Origin of the sequence: Nocardia sp. NPDC059240 (assembly GCF_042753865.1) — a bacterium.
GTDB lineage: Bacteria > Actinomycetota > Actinomycetes > Mycobacteriales > Mycobacteriaceae > Nocardia.
Window position 1 is genome coordinate 748,039 of the sequence record NZ_JBHZAC010000003.1, and the last position, 15,373, is coordinate 763,411.

Here is a 15,373-nt window from a genome sequence, read left to right on the forward strand (position 1 = left end):
TTGTTCATCGTTCCTTCTCGGAGTCGATATCGATCGGTGCGGCGGCAGAGGCGCCGCCGGTCTTGCGCCACTGCACAATTCGGCCGTTGTCGGGATCGGTGCGAATGGTCAGCAGGTCGTCGGCCAGCTCTGCCACCCGAATCTGTTCCACGCCCACCCAGTCCGGGCGGGAGCAGACCAGAATCTGGTGGCGCAGCACGCCGTCGGTGAGATGCCAGCGGCCGCCATACCCCATGTAGTCGGGACCCGCACCGGGTGCGGTGCGCATCATGCCGACCGCGAGGTGCCCGCAGGCGGTGTACAGCAGGAACCCGGAGGGATCCTCGCCGAGCGGGCCGGTGATCGGCCCGCCGCCGGCGTCGGTGTCGTGGAAGGATTCCAGCCGCCACGCACCCACGAGTTCATCGGGACGCGGCATGTCCTATCGCCAGCCGCGCGGATTGCGGAAGCCGGTGCGCGCGTCCGGAATCCGGCGCGGGGACGAATCGGCATCCGGCCCGTCGTCCGGTAGCAGCACCAGGGCGATCGCCGCGATGAGCTCATCGCTGAGTTCGGCATCGAGATCGAAAACTGTTATCGGGTGGATCATCTGAACTCCTCGATTACAGGGGCGGGTTGCCGTGTTTGCGGGCGGGTAGGTCGGCATGCTTGGCGCGCAGCATGGTCAGCGACCGGATCAGCACCGCGCGGGTGTCGGCCGGATCGATCACGTCGTCGATCAATCCGCGTTCTGCGCCGTAGTAGGGATGCATGAGTTCGCGCGCGTAGCGGGCGACGAGTTCGCTGCGCGTGGCCGCCGGATCCGCCGCGGTGGCGATCTGCTTGCGGAACACCACGTTCGCCGCGCCCTCGGCTCCCATGACCGCGATCTCATTGGTGGGCCAGGCCAGCGCGAGATCCGCGCCGACACTGCGCGAATCCATCACGATGTACGCACCGCCGTAGGCCTTGCGCAGCACGATCGAGATGCGCGGCACGGTGGCATTGCAGTACGCGTACAGCAGTTTCGCGCCGTGCCGGATGATCCCGCCGTGCTCCTGACCGACACCGGGCAGGAATCCCGGCACGTCCAGGAGGGTGATCAGCGGAATGTTCATGGCATCGCACATCTGCACGAAGCGCGCAGCCTTCTCGCTGGCACTGATGTCGAGGGTGCCGGCCAGACAGTTCGGCTGATTGGCCACGAATCCCACGGTGTGCCCGTCCATCCGAGCCAGGGCGACGATCACATTGCCCGCCCAGCGTTCGTGAACCTCCAGAAAGGCTCCGTCATCCGCGATTTCGGCGATCACCTCGCGCATGTCGTAGGGCACGGTGCCGATCTCGGGCACCAGATCGGTGAGTGCGGGACAGCACCGATCGGCCGGATCATCGGTCGGCACCACCGGTGGCAGCTCCCGATTGTGTTGGGGCAGAAAGGAGAGCAGGTAGCGCACATCGGCGAGACAGGCGGCCTCGTCATCGTGCACGAAATGCGCGACCCCGGACTGTTCGGCGTGCACATCCGCGCCGCCCAGCCCCTCCAAGGTCACCGATTCGCCGGTGACCGCGGTAACCACCTCCGGCCCGGTGATGAACATCTGCGAGATACCGCGCACCATGAGCACGAAGTCGGTCAGCGCGGGCGCGTACGCCGCACCGCCGGCACACGGCCCCAGCATGACGCTGATCTGCGGAATCACCCCGGAGGCAGCGGTATTGCGCCGGAAGATGCCGCCGTAACCGGCCAGCGCCGTCACACCCTCCTGGATGCGCGCGCCCGCACCGTCGTTGAGCGAGACCAGCGGCGCACCGGCCGAGAGCGCCAAATCCATGAGCTTGTGGATCTTCTCGGCATGCGCCTCGCCCAGCGAACCACCGAAGATGCGGAAGTCGTGGGCGTAGACGAAGACGGTCCGCCCGTCCACCGTCCCCCACCCGGTGATCACCCCATCGGTGTACGGCTGCTGTTCGAGTCCGAATCCGATGGCACGATGCCGCCGCAACGCCTCGATCTCGGTGAACGAATCCGGATCGAGCAGTAGTGAAATACGTTCCCGTGCGGTCAATTTCCCTTTGGCGTGCTGTCGCTCGGTGGCGGCAGCGCCGGGCCCGGCCGCGGCCAGTTCCTTGCGGAGGCGCAGTTCGTCGACGCGATCGAAGGTCTCCGCCTCGGCGGGGCGCGGCAGCGTGGATTCCTCGGTCATGGCTGGTCCTCCTCGGTCAGGCGGCGGCGCGGTCGAGCAGGCACGTTTCGAAGAAGGCCAGCGCACCGGCGTGGTACGCGCGCGCCGCCCAGCCGAGGCTGATGTTGTGGCCCGCGTGCGGTATCCGGGCGACGCTGACCCGGGGCGCTGATGCGAACAGGGCGGGCAGTTCGTCGAGGGTGGCGGCATCGGTGCGCCACCACCGTTCCTGTTCGGCGAAGCTGAGCCGCACCGGAATCCGGATCCGAGCGGCCGCCTCGGCGAAGGCCGCCGGCCACCCCAGCGCCTCGGCCAACTCCAGCGGCGGCGGGGTATCCACCGCAGAGCCCGCCTGCCGGAAGGTCTGCGGCGGATACAGTTGCAGGTCGCCCCAATTGCGTTTCCAGAGTTTGGCGTCCGCAGCGAGGGGCGCGAAGCGATGCCCGCACCCGGACACCTCCACACCGCCGAATTCGTCGTCCCCGGCGAGCGCGAGCGCGAGTTTGCCACCGAAGGAATGCCCGAGCAGGAACAGCCCGGCCCCGATGTCATGGTGGGCGGTGAAGTCGGCCAGGGCGGTGCGCACCGTCTCCACCTGCCCGGCGAGTAATTGCCCGTCCGGCAGCTGTTCGGCGGACGCACCGTACCCGGGCCGGTCCAGGGCGAGCACCGCGTAACCCATTCGGGTGGCGGTGGTGAGCAGGGAGACGTCGGGGTGCGCCAGCCCGTGGAAGTAGGCCCCGGACATCCCCGCCCCGTGCAGGGCCACGATGGTGGCGCGCGGCAGATCCAGTGCGGGGGTGCTGAACAACGCCGACAACGTAATACCATTGGCGTCCAGCAGTATTCGGTGCACGCCGGGCGACACCACCCGCACCGCCTCGCCCCGGCTCATGATCTGGCCTCGGCATACTGTTTGGCATGCCGCAGCGTCGCCAGGCTGTTGGTGCTCAAGGCCCGCTGCACGTACGCCTTGGCCTCGGCGATGCCGGCGTCGGGCCCCAGTACCGTGGCGATGTTCTCGGTGTTGATCACCACACTGTGCTGCGAGGACACCGACACCCCCGCCGCGAGCGGCCGCACCGTCCAGTACCCGGTGTGCAGCGTCATCAGGGCGGGCATGGTGAGCTGCTTGTAGGCGATCTTGTGCGACGGGAACACGATTCGGTAGGACATGGTGGTGTGCTGGGAACCGTCGACGGCGACGGTATCCATCGACAGCGACTGGATGCCCGGCCCCGGCTCGGTCAGCGACACCCCCGCCACATGCGGCAGCCGCTCCGGCCACAACTGCGCCTCACTGAGGAACCCGAACACGTCCTCGGCCGAACCCAGCACCTCGACGGTGTCCTCGAACGAGAACGCCGCTTCCGAGCCCGCGACGCCGAGTTCGACATTCGCCTTCAGCGCGGCGAGTTCGGTGCGCGAATTGCGGTCGACCACGTCGTCGATCCAGCCCAGCCGGTCCGCGCTGACCGCCCGATAATCGTGCAGCAGGCGGACGTGGGAGCGGTCGTCGGGCAGCGCGTCGACGATCCAGGTGCCACCCATCGCCGCCACCGGGTCGCTGCTGACCTCCTGACGGAATTCGATGCGCCGCAGCGCCGGATCGAGCACGCGCCGCGAGATCCAATGCTTGACGCCGTCGCCCGCGGTGGCCCAGATCCGAATGCGCTGTTCGTGCTCGTCGTGCTCCAGATAGTCGGCGAAAATGGTGGGCGGGAACAACTGCGGCCAGTTCCCCACCTCGGCCAGCAGTGCGTAGACGGTGGCCGCGGGCGCGGCGATCTCGATGCTGTGCTCGGTCTGCCCGGTGACGGATTCGATGGTCTCCGTGGTTGATTCGGCCATGATGGCTTCCCTTCAGAAGTTCCCGAGCCCGCCGCAGACGTTCAATGCCTGCGCGGTGATGGATGCGGCGGTGTCGGAGGCCAGGTAGCCCACCAGCCCCGCCACCTCCTCCGGCGTGCAGTAGCGGCCGAGTGGAATCTTGGCGGTGAACTTCGCCATCACGGCATCTTCGGTGGTCTGCTGGAGCGTGGCGTAGTTCTTGCGAACCTGCTGTGCCATAGGCGTTTCCACGTAGCCGGGGCAGACGGCGTTCACGGTGATGCCGGTCGGGGCGAGCTCATTGCCCAGCGCCTTGGTGAAGCCGACCACCCCGTGCTTGGACGCGGAGTACGGCGCACCGAGCACCACGCCCTGTTTGCCGGCGGTCGAGGCGATATTGATGATGCGCCCGCGCTCGAGCCCGCGCATACCACCGGTATTGAGCACCTCCCGGGTCATCCGGAAGACACTGTTGAGATTGGTCTCGATGACGTTGTCCCAGACCTCGTCCCCGAGATCGGCGGTGACGCCGCCACCGCTGATGCCCGCATTGTTGACCAGGACGTCGACCGGGCCGAAGCACGCGGCGGCGGCGGTGACGAACTCACGCACCGAATCACCGTCCCGCACATCGACCGCGGCGCCGTCCACCTCGAGGCCCGTCTCGCGCAGTTGCTTCACCGTGGTGGCGACATTCTCGGCGGTCCGTGCCCCGAGGTAGACCCGATGCCCGGCGGCCCCGAGCAGTTGGGCGACGGCCAGGCCGATTCCGCTGGTCGCTCCGGTGACCAGGGCGTGGCGTTGCGACATGGTGACTCCTGCTAGGTGGTGGGGACGGGGATGAGCGCGTTCACCGCGGCCAGGAAGGTGCGCGGGGTGGTGGCGTCGATGACGGTCGAATCCTCCAGCGTCACACCGAATTCGCGTTCGACCCGGCTGGCCGTCTCGAGCATGGCCAGGGAGTCGTAGCCGAGATCCTCGAAGGTGCGGTCGAGAATGCCGGACGCCAGGTCCACGCCCTCGGGGGCGCCGGAACCCTCCTCGAGAATGCGGGTGAGGTCGTCGAGGGTGAATGTCATGGTCTCTTCCTTCCATCGGGGCCGAACAGGACGACGGCGGAGTTGAATCCGCCTTGGCCGCGGGCGAGCACGAGCGCGGCACGCACCGTTGCGCGCCGCGCCCCACCGACCACCAGATCCAGCGGTGAGTCGGAGCTCGGGGTGACATTGACGGTCGGCGGGATCTCCCCGGCCGCCATGGCCAGCAGCGCGGTGGCCACATCGAGGGGGCCGGCACCCGAATACAGCCGTCCCGTCATGGTTTTCGGTGCGGTGACCGGGACCGCGCGGTAGCCGAAGGTGTCGGCGATCGCATCGGCCTCGATGCGATCGAGTTCGGGGATGCCGGCGGCGTCGGCGAAGACGACGTCGATGTCGCTCGCGGCCACCCCGGCGTCGGCCAAGGCCATGTCGATGGCCGCGGCCAGACCGGGCTCCCGCTGCGCGTGCGGCGGGGCATCGAAAGTCGCGGCGTAACCGGCGATTTCGCCGTAGCTGTGCGCACCGCGGGCGCGGGCGGTGGCCGCGGATTCCATGATCAGGATCGCACCCCCCTCGCCCGGTACGTGCCCGGAGGCCCGCGGATCGAACGGGAGGTACGCGCGCTCGGGATCGCTGCCGGCGTGCACCCGGCCGCTGGTCCACAGGGCCGCCCAGCCCCACGGGCACAGGGAGGCGTCCATCCCGCCCGACACCATCAACGGGGTGGCCTTGCGAATCTGCCTGCGGGCGTGCCCGATCGCGTCGAGGCCGCCGGCCTGATCGCTCACCACGACACCGCTGGGCCCCTTGAGCCCGTGTCGGATGGAGATCTGCCCGCTGTTGACCGCGTAGAACCACGCGAAGGACTGATAGGCGCTCACATACTGACTGCCGCGACTCCACAGGCTGCACAGCTCACGCTGCGCGAATTCGAAACCGCCCGAACCGGACGCGGTCAGCACACCCATATCGAATTCCGCGAGTGCGGTGGTGTCGATCCCGGCGTCGGCGAGCGCCCATTCCGCCGCGACCAAGGCAAGGCGGGTGACCTGATCGGTCTGCGGCAGCAGACGATTGGGGAGATGCTCCGCCGCTTCGAAGCCCGGCACCTCACCGGCCAGGGTCGCTGGATACCCGGAGGGATCGAAACGGGTGATGCGGCCGATACCGCTGCGCCCGGCCCGGACCGCCTCCCAATACTCCTGCTTACCAAGGCCGTTCGGTGCGGTGATGCCGATCCCGGTGATCACCGCGGTGGTCGCGTCGAGGTCGGCGTCGCGCCCTAGGTCGGCTCCATTGATCAGCGTGCCGGTCATGCCGCGGCTCCCGTCACCGAGGTCAGCACCATGGCGCTCTGGAAGCCGCCGAAGCCACTGCCCACGGTCAGCACCGTGTCGGTGCGGTGGTCGCGCGCGATGAGCGGCACATAATCCAGGTCGCATTCCGGATCGGGGTTGCGCAGATTCGCCGTCGGCGGCACCACATTCGCGCCGATCGCCAGCACCGAGGCCGCGATCTCGATGGACCCGATCGCGCCCAGCGAATGCCCGACCATGGATTTGATCGAACTCACCGGAACCAGGTAGGCGTGTGCGCCCAGGCTCCGCTTGAAGGCCGCGGTCTCGTGCCGATCGTTCTGCTTGGTGCCCGACCCGTGCGCGTTGATGTAGTCCACCGATTCGCCCGGCAGCCCGGCCTCGCGCAACGCCACCCGGATGGCCTCCGCCATTTCCTTACCGTCCGACCGCAATCCGGTCATGTGGTAGGCGTTGGATCGGGTGGCGTAGCCGGCGATCTCGGCGTAGATGTGCGCGCCGCGCCGCCGGGCCGCGTGCAGTTCCTCCAGCACGAACATGGCCGTGCCCTCGCCGAGTACGAAACCGTTGCGGGTGGCATCGAAAGGGCGCGAGGCGCATTCGGGTGCGTCGTGGCGCGGCGTGGTCGCCTTGATGGCGTCGAAGCAGGCCATGGTGATCGGCGAGATGGGCGCATCCGAAGCCCCGGTGACCATGACATCGGCCGAGCCGTCGGCAATGAGCTGCACGGCATAACCGACCGAGTCCAGCCCGGAGGTACAGCCGGAGGACACCACCGTGACCGGACCCTGCGCGCCGACGGTCAGCGCCACCTCGGCGGCCAGCGAACTGGGGATGAGGTGCTGATAGAGATGCTGGTCGGCGTACTTCTGATCGACCAGGTGCAGCCGTCCACCATTGCTGATGACCCGATAGTCCTGTTCGAGTCGCATGGTCGCGCCGACCGCACTGCCCAGGGCCACCCCGATGCGGTACGGGTCCAGGGTGTCGAATTCCAGCCCGCTGTCGGCGACCGCATTGCGCGCGCCCACCACCGCGAATTGCCCGGTGCGGTCCAGGCGTTGGATCTCCTGCGGGGTGAGGCCGTGGCGCTCCGGATCGAAATCGACCTCCGCGGCGACCCGGGAGCGGAACTGGTCCGGGTCGAAGAAACTGATCCGCCGGGTGGCGGTGCGGCCGGAGGTGAGCAGCTCCCAGAACTGTTTGGTACCGACCCCGCCGGGGGCGATCACCTCGAGTCCGGTAATGACGACACGGCGGGCGTTCATGCTTTCTCCCAGTGGTAGAAGCGTTGTGCGACGGCGTCGGCGGGCTTGCGCCAGGTGGCCACGTCGTACTTCTCGATCAACGGGTCGAGGTCGTCGCAGATCTGAATGAAGCGCGGATCGGCCTGCTTCCACGCCTGGGCGATCACCTCGCCGCCGTCGGGGGTCTCGAAATCCTGGAGGTGGAAATAGACACCGGAGTAGGCGAACAACTGCCGCCGCCGGGTACCCATACGATGCGGGACCTCGGTGGTGTCGAAGTCCGCGAACAGGCTCGCGACCTGCGGGCGACGGGCCGGGGTCAGCCGGTTCACCACCAGCGTGCTGTACATGCTCGGATGCACCGGGCCGGGCAGCCAGTGGTAGTAGCGCTGTGCGGCCGGACGAAACGGGGTCGCGGCACCGTCGTATCCGCTCAACTCCGTTGTCAGCTCCGGACCGGTGGGTGCGCCGTCCCTCTGCTCGGCGAATTCAACAGGGGGTGCGTCACTGTCGACGACCTGGATGAGCAGCTCGTCGTGGTAGTGAAAGAGTTGTCGCCGAAGGATTTTCGGCTCGGCCGGGGAGTCCGCGGCATCGAAATCCGCGAACCCGGCGGCGACGCGATCGCGCGCCGTGACGGTCATCCTGGCGACCGTGACAGTGGTGTGCATGCCTTCGGCTCCCTCAGTGCTGGATTCGGAGTTCAGTTCTGGATTCGGCAGAGCACGGCGCCGGTGCCGATGCTCCGCCCGATCTCGGTGATCAGCCCGACCACGGTGCCCGCCTTGTGGGCGGTGATCGGCTGCTCCATCTTCATCGCCTCGATCACCGCGATGAGCTGGCCGGAGGTGACCGAGTCGCCTTCTGTGGCAGCGACTTTCACCAGCGTTCCGGACATCGGTGCGGTCAGGGTGTCGCCGCTGGGCCGCGCTGCCGAGCCGGCTCGCGCGGCTCGTGACACGGGGCGAGCGGCGGGTTTCGCGCCGCGCGCGGGGACGGTCACCTCGACCCGCCTGCCGCGCACCTCCACCACCACGGTCTCGCGACGCTCCGGAATATCCTCCGCCGCAACGGCTTCGGTATGCGCGGCGATGGTGTTGCGGAACTCGGTCTCGATCCAGCGGGTATGCACCCGGAAGGGCGCACCGGTGAAGTCCGGATCCGACACCACCGCGCGGTGCAGGGGCAAGGTGGTCGGCAGGCCGTCGATCTCGAATTCCGCCAGCGCGCGAGCCGCCCGCTGCAGCGCCTGCGCCCGATCCTCGCCGGTGACAATGAGTTTGGCCAGCAACGAATCCCACTGCGCGCCGACCACGCTACCGGCCTCGATGCCGGAGTCCAGGCGCACGCCGGGCCCGCTCGGCGGCCGATAGCGGGACACGACGCCGGGGCCGGGCAGGAAGTTGCGGCCGGCGTCCTCGCAATTGATGCGGAACTCGATGGAATGCCCGCGCGGGGTGGGATCGGGGTAGTCGAGCAGTCCGCCATCGGCCAGGCGCAGCTGCTCCCGCACCAGATCGATGCCCGTAACCTCCTCGGTGACCGGGTGTTCCACCTGGAGCCGGGTATTGACCTCCAGGAACGACAGCGCGCCATCGGCCCCGACCAGGAACTCACAGGTGCCCGCGCCCCGGTAGCCCGCCGTCCGCAGGATCGACTTGGAAGCGTCGACCAGCGCCGCCCGCTGCAGTGCGGTCAGGAACGGGGCGGGCGCTTCCTCCACGAGCTTCTGATGCCGCCGTTGCAGCGAGCAGTCCCGGGACGAGACCACGACCACGGTGCCCGCCATATCGGCCAGGCACTGGGTCTCCACATGCCGGGGCCGGTCCAGATACCGCTCCACGAAGCACTCACCACGCCCGAACGCGGCCCGCGCCTCGCGCACCGCGGAGTCGAAGCACTCCGGGATTTCCGCCAGTGTGCGTGCCACTTTCAGTCCACGGCCGCCACCGCCGAACGCCGCCTTGATCGCGACCGGCAATCCGTGCTTGCGCGCGAAGGCGATGACTTCGTCGGCATCCGAGACCGGGCCGGGACTCCCGGCCACGATCGGCGCACCGGCCGCGGCGGCGATGCGCCGGGCGGTCACCTTGTCGCCGAGATCGCGAATGACCTGCGCGGGCGGGCCGATCCAGAGCAGTCCCGCCGCCAGCGCCGCCGCGGCGAAATCGGCGTTCTCGGAAAGGAATCCGTAACCCGGGTGGACGGCGTCCGCGCCGGCCGCACGCGCCGCGGCGAGGACCGCCTCGATATTCAGGTAGCTGGTCGTGGCCGTATCGCCGCCGAGCGCGTAGGCCTCGTCGGCGGCGCGCACATGAACGGCATCGCGATCGGGGGTCGCGTACACCGCGACCGAGGTGATCCCGGCATCCCGGCACGCTCGCACGATGCGCACCGCGATCTCACCGCGGTTGGCGATCAACACTTTTCGCACGGTGTCTCCTGAAAGTCGTTGGGGTTCAGGGACAATCGTGGGTAAGCAAGATCGACGCGGGGTGAACGGCGGGTCCGGGAACCTTCAGAAGCTGCATGGCCGATCGCCTCGAGAGTTCGGAGTTAGTCCGATTCCTCCGGTGCGCTTCAATTTCTTCTCCGCCCGATTGCCGCGCGGGCCGGTCACCCCTACGATGCCGACCCCACCCCCGTCACCAGGCGTTTCTCCAGCGGTCGCCATTACATGGCTTGCCATGTATTCTCGAGTTCAGCTCGTGAACATCGAGGGAAGGTGGGCATGGAACCGCTCGGGACGCTGCCGATGGATCGGCGCACCTCACTGGGATACGTGATCAATCACCTCGCCCGGCTCATGGAGCAGGCGTTGCGCGACCGGATCGCCGAACACGGGGTGGTGCCAGGACAATTCGCGCAACTGCTGGCGCTGTACGAGAAGGACGGCGTCACGCAGAACGAGCTCTGCGAGAAGGTGCGCATCGACCAGTCGACCATGGCCCACACGCTCAAACGGATGGAACGTGACGGGCTGATCCGGCGCACCGCCGACCCCGCGGACGGGCGACGGGCGCTGATCCACCTCACCGCACGTGCCCAGGAACTGCGTGCCGCCCTGGTCGCGGCCGCGCTCGAGGTGAATGACATTGCCACCGCCGGGTTTCCGGACACCCGGGAAGAAGACTTCCTCCGGATGGCCCGACAGGCCATCGGCAACCTCGAAGCCGATCGGGCCACCTGACCGACAAAGAGAGGTAACCCATGCTCTCCCGCATTCATCCCATCGCGGGCGCACTCGGACTGACCACCATCCTCATCTTCTGGCTCTCGACCGTGCTGACGGAGATCTTCGGATCCAAGCACGACATCACCACCCTGAAGCAGACCATTCCCTGGGCCCTGCCCATCCTCGTCCTGGCCCTGGCGATCACCGGGGCCAGCGGCTTTCGAATGTCGGCCGGAGCCACCGCGCCGACCATCCTCGCCAAGAAGCGCCGGATGCCCTTCATCGCGGCCAATGGCCTGCTTGTTCTCGTTCCCTCCGCGATCACCCTGGCCGTACTCGCCGGCGACGGTGACTTCGGCGTCACCTTCTACTGCGTGCAGGCCATCGAACTGATCGCGGGGGCGACCAATATCGCGCTGATGTCGTTGAACATTCGCGACGGGCTCCGGCTCACCGGCCGATTCGGCATGACAAATTCGGATCCAACCGTTGCCGCGGGTAGCGGATAATTTCAGGGATGAACAATGCGAAACAATGTCGAAATCGAACTCCGCGACGAGATCGCGGCCTTGCGCCTCGAAGTTCGCGAACTGCGCGATCAGCGTGATATCGCGGCGCTTTTCGATACCTTCTTTTTCTTCGAGGACCGCAAGTCCATGAATGACGAATGGGCCGAATCCATCTTCACCAGCGACGTCCTGCTGGAATTGCCGCCCGAGGATTATCGGGGCATCGACGGACTCGCCGAGCACATGACCGAAGTGGTCGCGCTGTTCGGCCCGACCCATCACGTCACCACCGATTGCCATGCCGATGTCCACGGCGATATCGCGGTGGTCCGGCTGAATCTCACCGCGACACACCGGCACGTGACGGCGGACTCGCCGCCACTGCTGGTCTGGGGCTATATCGAAGCGGACGCCCGCCGCACCTTCGCGGGCTGGCGGCTGAGTCGAATGAAACTGACCAAGGTGCTGCGCACCGGTGAAGCCCCCGCCGGTTACCTCTTCGACGAGAACTTGAACGTCATCGCCGTGGGGGAATGATGCGAACGGCCGCCGGCTCCCCGATCCGGCGGCCATCGTCATGCCGAGATCTCGGCGGAGGGCATCAGCTTGAATCCGATACCGCGGACCGCGACGATCCAGTCGCTCGAACCCAATTTCGCGCGCAGGCTGCTCACGTGGGTGTCCACGGTGTGCTGCGACCACGACCCGTCCCACACCTCACTGAGGATCTGCTGCCGCGGCACCACGACTCCGGGTCGCCGCGACAGCAGGCTCAGCAGGTCGAATTCCTTCCTGGTCAACACGATCGGCCTGCCGTACAGCGTCACTTCGCGGGCCATATCGTCGATTCGCAGCGATCCGCAGCGGGTCACCGAGGGGGCCTCCACCAGGGGGTCCGGGCAGGCACGACGCATGACGGATTCGATTCTCGCCATGAGTTCCCGGATGCCGAACGGCCGGGTGAGATAGTCGTCGGCGCCCGAGCGCAGACCGAGTACACAATCCAGCTCGGAGGTGCGATCGGTGATCACGATGATCGGCAGGGCATGTCGTTCGCGAATCGATCGACAGACCGCGAAACCGTCGAAGTCGGTGAGATCCGGATCGAGCAGCAGCAGATCGGCGCGATCGGACAGCTTCATGGCCATTCTTCCGGTATCGACCGTGGCCACCTGATGACCGTAGCGCGGCAACTCCTGGATCAAACCCCCGCAGTCGCCCGTACTCGTCGCTATCAGAATTCGCCAGGATCTTTCCAGGGCCGAGATATGAGTCATATTCGGAATCCACCACCGTCTAGGACACGAAGCGTCGCGCTGACGACCACACTTCCACGGGCGGCCGGGTGTTTCAATTCTCTCGAGAATAGGCGATCTTCCGGCCGGGTTCAAATCGAAGCGGATTGTTCAAGAAAGTAGTGAGGTATCTAACAATATCGAGAATATTGAACCGCAACGCATTCTCGAAAATAGAGGCCGATCGGTATGTATTTCTGGAGCATCACTAAATTACGAATTGAAGGATTCCCATGACAAACACTGGCAAATCGGCATCGGATAGTGTCGCCGTCCACCGATCGCGCGATCTGAGCGACCTGCTGCTGGACCAGTTCTTCACCACGGGACTGATCTCGGAAACCGAGCGAATCGCCGCCCGCGCGCACCGAATTCGCATCGCGGGCCAGACGCTCCGGCAATCGGACTGGCTGCGCGGCCAGCACGTCCGGGTCGCCACCGGCGACAGCGCGGCCGACGGGGTGCTGGCGCGGGTCGGCGATCTGCGCACGTATTCGGTGTGGCATTTCGATCGCGAGAGCGGCGAACTGGACCTGTGCGTGCTTGATCACGGCGATGGACCGGGAGCGCGCTGGGGGCGCAATGCCGTTGTCGGCCAACGGGTTCGATTCCGTGGCCCCGAAGGCTCGTTCACCCTGCGGGCCGCCGCGCCCTATCACCTGTTCGCCGGCGAGGAGACCGCCTCGGTCGCACTCGGGGCCATGCTCGGTGCGGTGCCCGCCGAGGTCGCCGTCTACGGTGCGATCGAAACGGCCACCGCCGAGGATCGGCTGCCCCTGCCCCGGGCGGCCGAGTTGGCCCACCCGCTGCGCGGGACGGCCTCGGCCGCTCGTTCGGAAATCCTGGTCGACGCGGTCCGCGAACTCGAGTTGCCGCACACCCCGGGCAACGCCTACCTCGCCGGGGAGGCCCGCACGATTCAGATGCTGGTGAAACACCTTGTACAAGAGCGGCATTGGCCGCGCCGTGCGATCCACACCAAGCCCTTCTGGACGCCGGGCCGCCGCGGCATGGACTGAAATCCACCCCGCTACCGGCCGGGTAACAGCGTCGACACGGTCGGTCCCGGTTCCGATATTCCCTCCGAACATGGGCTATCCTCACGGCACACATCACGTTCTGAGGTGGTTGACCGTGGAAACCCGCACCGCCGGGTTGGACCCGAGGCTGCAGCACGCAGCCCTGAATATCGCCGGGCAGCTGCGCATGCGCCGCCGCTGCGACGATCGCGCCGCCACCAGCTGACCCCATCCTCGACCGCCGGTCGTCCATTCGTGGACCGACCGGCGGTCTTTTGACATACCCGGGTCGGGGTTTTCGCATTTCTGCACACACGGATGGCACCACCATCCCCGGAGAAGGAGTTGATCGGCCATGTCGGCCAAAGGAAGCAAACTGTCGGCGTCGGCGCTCATCGATGCGGTGCCGACGCCTTACTGGACCGATCGGCCCGAACGGCCGACCCCTACCGATCCCCTGACCACCGCCACCGAGGCGGATCTGGCCGTCATCGGCGGCGGCTACAGCGGACTGTGGACCGCGCTGCTGGCCAAGGAACGCAATCCCGGCACCGACGTGGTGCTGCTGGAATCCGGGCTGTGCGGGCACGCCGCCTCCGGGCGCAACGGCGGATTCTGTTCCGCCAGCCTCACCCACGGCCTCGCGAATGGCATGGAACGCTTCCCCGACGAGATCGACCAGCTCGAACGGCTCGGCCGCTCCAACCTCGACGATATCGAGAAGGCCATGCTGCGCTACGGCATCGACTGCGATTTCGAGCGCACCGGGGAGATGGAGGTCGCCACCGCACCACACGAGGTCGACTGGCTGCGCGAGAGTCACGACGCGGCCGAATCCCTCGGCTACCGCACCGAATTGCTGGATGCCGGGCAGATGCAGGGCATGGTGCACTCCCCCACCTATCTCGGCGGGTGGTGGGATCGCGACGGCGTGGCCATGCTGGATCCGGCGCGGCTGGCATGGGGATTGCGGCGGGCCTGTATCGAATCGGGGGTGCGGATCTACGAAGGCACTCCCGTGCAACGCATTTCGAAATCCTGTGCGGGGACCCTGACCCTGCACACGCCGCACGGGGAGCTGCGTGCGCCCCGGGTTGCGTTGTGCACCAGCGCTTTCGCGGGCCCACTGCCCAAGGTGTCACGGCATGTGGTGCCCGTCTACGACTACGCGCTGATGACCGAACCGCTGACCGCCGAACAGCTCGACAGCATCGGCTGGCGCACCCGCATGGGACTCGGCGACGCCTCCTACCGTTTCCACTACTACCGGTTGACCAGCGACAACCGCATCCTGTTCGGCGGCTACGACGCGATCTACCACTTCGGCAACCGCATCGCCCCGACCCTGGAGTACAACGAGGCCACCTTCGAAACCCTGGCGGCGCACTTCTTCCAGACCTTCCCGCAACTCGACGGGCTGCGCTTCACGCATCGCTGGGGCGGCGTGATCGACACCTGCGGCCGCTTCTGCGCCTTCTTCGGCTCGGCCTACAAGGGCAAACTCGCCTACGCCGCCGGCTACACCGGACTGGGCGTGGGCGCGACCCGCTTCGGCGCGGAAGTCATGCTCGACCGCCTCTGGAACCTCGACACCGAACGCACCCGCCTGCGCCTGGTCCGCTCCCGCCCCCTCCCCCTGCCCCCGGAACCGTTGCGCTCCGCGGGAATTCACCTCACCCGCTGGTCCCTGGCCCGCGCCGACGCCCACCAGGGACGGCGCAACCTGTGGCTGAAAACCCTGGACTACACGGGCTTGGGGTTCGACAGCTGAATGGCC

17 protein-coding genes are annotated in these 15,373 nt (G+C 67.2%); 5 read left to right on the top strand and 12 right to left on the bottom strand.

All coding sequences use genetic code 11. The features are described from left to right. Positions 1-4: 4 nt before the first annotated feature. Genes ACFXHA_RS13775 through ACFXHA_RS13825 form a run of 11 tightly spaced genes read right to left on the bottom strand, consistent with a single transcriptional unit; the run spans position 5 to position 10,032 of the window. Positions 5-418, bottom strand: coding sequence for a lipocalin-like domain-containing protein (locus ACFXHA_RS13775; RefSeq protein WP_379356344.1), 414 nt, complete (start codon positions 416-418; stop codon positions 5-7). 3 nt (positions 419-421) lie between these two features. Continuing rightward, a complete protein-coding gene (locus ACFXHA_RS13780; protein ID WP_379356346.1) occupies positions 422-589 on the bottom strand; it encodes a hypothetical protein in 168 nt (55 codons plus the stop codon). A 13-nt stretch (positions 590-602) separates the two neighbouring features. Continuing rightward, complete coding sequence (locus tag ACFXHA_RS13785; protein WP_379356348.1) at positions 603-2,186, bottom strand: acyl-CoA carboxylase subunit beta; 1,584 nt, start codon at positions 2,184-2,186, stop codon at positions 603-605. Positions 2,187-2,202: 16 nt separating this feature from the next. Then, complete coding sequence (locus ACFXHA_RS13790; RefSeq protein WP_379356350.1) at positions 2,203-3,060, bottom strand: alpha/beta hydrolase; 858 nt, start codon at positions 3,058-3,060, stop codon at positions 2,203-2,205. Then, positions 3,057-4,016 carry an aromatase/cyclase gene (locus ACFXHA_RS13795; protein WP_379356352.1) on the bottom strand — a complete coding sequence of 320 codons (960 nt, stop codon included), beginning with the start codon at positions 4,014-4,016 and terminating at the stop codon, positions 3,057-3,059. Before ACFXHA_RS13795 ends, ACFXHA_RS13790 begins: the two co-directional genes overlap by 4 nt. Before the next feature lie 12 nt (positions 4,017-4,028). Further along, a complete protein-coding gene (gene fabG / locus ACFXHA_RS13800; protein ID WP_379356354.1) occupies positions 4,029-4,805 on the bottom strand; it encodes a 3-oxoacyl-ACP reductase FabG in 777 nt (258 codons plus the stop codon). Positions 4,806-4,816: 11 nt separating this feature from the next. Continuing rightward, positions 4,817-5,074, bottom strand: a complete 258-nt coding sequence (locus ACFXHA_RS13805; RefSeq protein WP_379356356.1) for an acyl carrier protein — start codon at positions 5,072-5,074, stop codon at positions 4,817-4,819. Continuing rightward, a complete protein-coding gene (locus tag ACFXHA_RS13810; protein WP_379356358.1) occupies positions 5,071-6,351 on the bottom strand; it encodes a ketosynthase chain-length factor in 1,281 nt (426 codons plus the stop codon). Before ACFXHA_RS13810 ends, ACFXHA_RS13805 begins: the two co-directional genes overlap by 4 nt. Then, positions 6,348-7,619, bottom strand: coding sequence for a beta-ketoacyl-[acyl-carrier-protein] synthase family protein (locus tag ACFXHA_RS13815; RefSeq protein WP_379356360.1), 1,272 nt, complete (start codon positions 7,617-7,619; stop codon positions 6,348-6,350). Before ACFXHA_RS13815 ends, ACFXHA_RS13810 begins: the two co-directional genes overlap by 4 nt. Further along, positions 7,616-8,269 (bottom strand): TcmI family type II polyketide cyclase, encoded by a 654-nt coding sequence (locus ACFXHA_RS13820; RefSeq protein WP_379356362.1) that lies wholly within the window; start codon positions 8,267-8,269, stop codon positions 7,616-7,618. Before ACFXHA_RS13820 ends, ACFXHA_RS13815 begins: the two co-directional genes overlap by 4 nt. Before the next feature lie 32 nt (positions 8,270-8,301). Next, on the bottom strand, positions 8,302-10,032 hold the full coding sequence (locus ACFXHA_RS13825; protein WP_379356364.1) for an acetyl/propionyl/methylcrotonyl-CoA carboxylase subunit alpha: 1,731 nt from the start codon (positions 10,030-10,032) through the stop codon (positions 8,302-8,304). 297 nt (positions 10,033-10,329) lie between these two features. Here ACFXHA_RS13825 and ACFXHA_RS13830 point away from each other — a divergent pair, with 297 nt between their 5' ends. From ACFXHA_RS13830 to ACFXHA_RS13840, 3 genes are read left to right on the top strand one after another with little or no spacing between them, the layout of a single operon-like run. Continuing rightward, positions 10,330-10,788 carry a MarR family winged helix-turn-helix transcriptional regulator gene (locus ACFXHA_RS13830; protein ID WP_379356366.1) on the top strand — a complete coding sequence of 153 codons (459 nt, stop codon included), beginning with the start codon at positions 10,330-10,332 and terminating at the stop codon, positions 10,786-10,788. A gap of 20 nt (positions 10,789-10,808) precedes the next feature. Continuing rightward, the gene (locus tag ACFXHA_RS13835; protein ID WP_379356368.1) at positions 10,809-11,282 is read left to right on the top strand and encodes a hypothetical protein; all 474 of its coding nucleotides are present in this window, start codon (positions 10,809-10,811) and stop codon (positions 11,280-11,282) included. 15 nt (positions 11,283-11,297) lie between these two features. Then, entirely contained in the window at positions 11,298-11,819 is a 522-nt protein-coding gene (locus ACFXHA_RS13840; protein WP_379356370.1) for a nuclear transport factor 2 family protein, read from the top strand. A 38-nt stretch (positions 11,820-11,857) separates the two neighbouring features. On the opposite strand, the gene ACFXHA_RS13845 is transcribed toward ACFXHA_RS13840, so the two are convergent. Continuing rightward, complete coding sequence (locus tag ACFXHA_RS13845; protein WP_379356372.1) at positions 11,858-12,559, bottom strand: response regulator transcription factor; 702 nt, start codon at positions 12,557-12,559, stop codon at positions 11,858-11,860. Between the two features lie 251 nt (positions 12,560-12,810). On the opposite strand from ACFXHA_RS13845, the gene ACFXHA_RS13850 reads away from it, so the two are divergent. Continuing rightward, positions 12,811-13,596 (top strand): siderophore-interacting protein, encoded by a 786-nt coding sequence (locus ACFXHA_RS13850; protein ID WP_379356374.1) that lies wholly within the window; start codon positions 12,811-12,813, stop codon positions 13,594-13,596. A gap of 355 nt (positions 13,597-13,951) precedes the next feature. After that, positions 13,952-15,367, top strand: coding sequence for an NAD(P)/FAD-dependent oxidoreductase (locus tag ACFXHA_RS13855; RefSeq protein WP_379356376.1), 1,416 nt, complete (start codon positions 13,952-13,954; stop codon positions 15,365-15,367). Positions 15,368-15,373 lie beyond the last annotated feature (6 nt).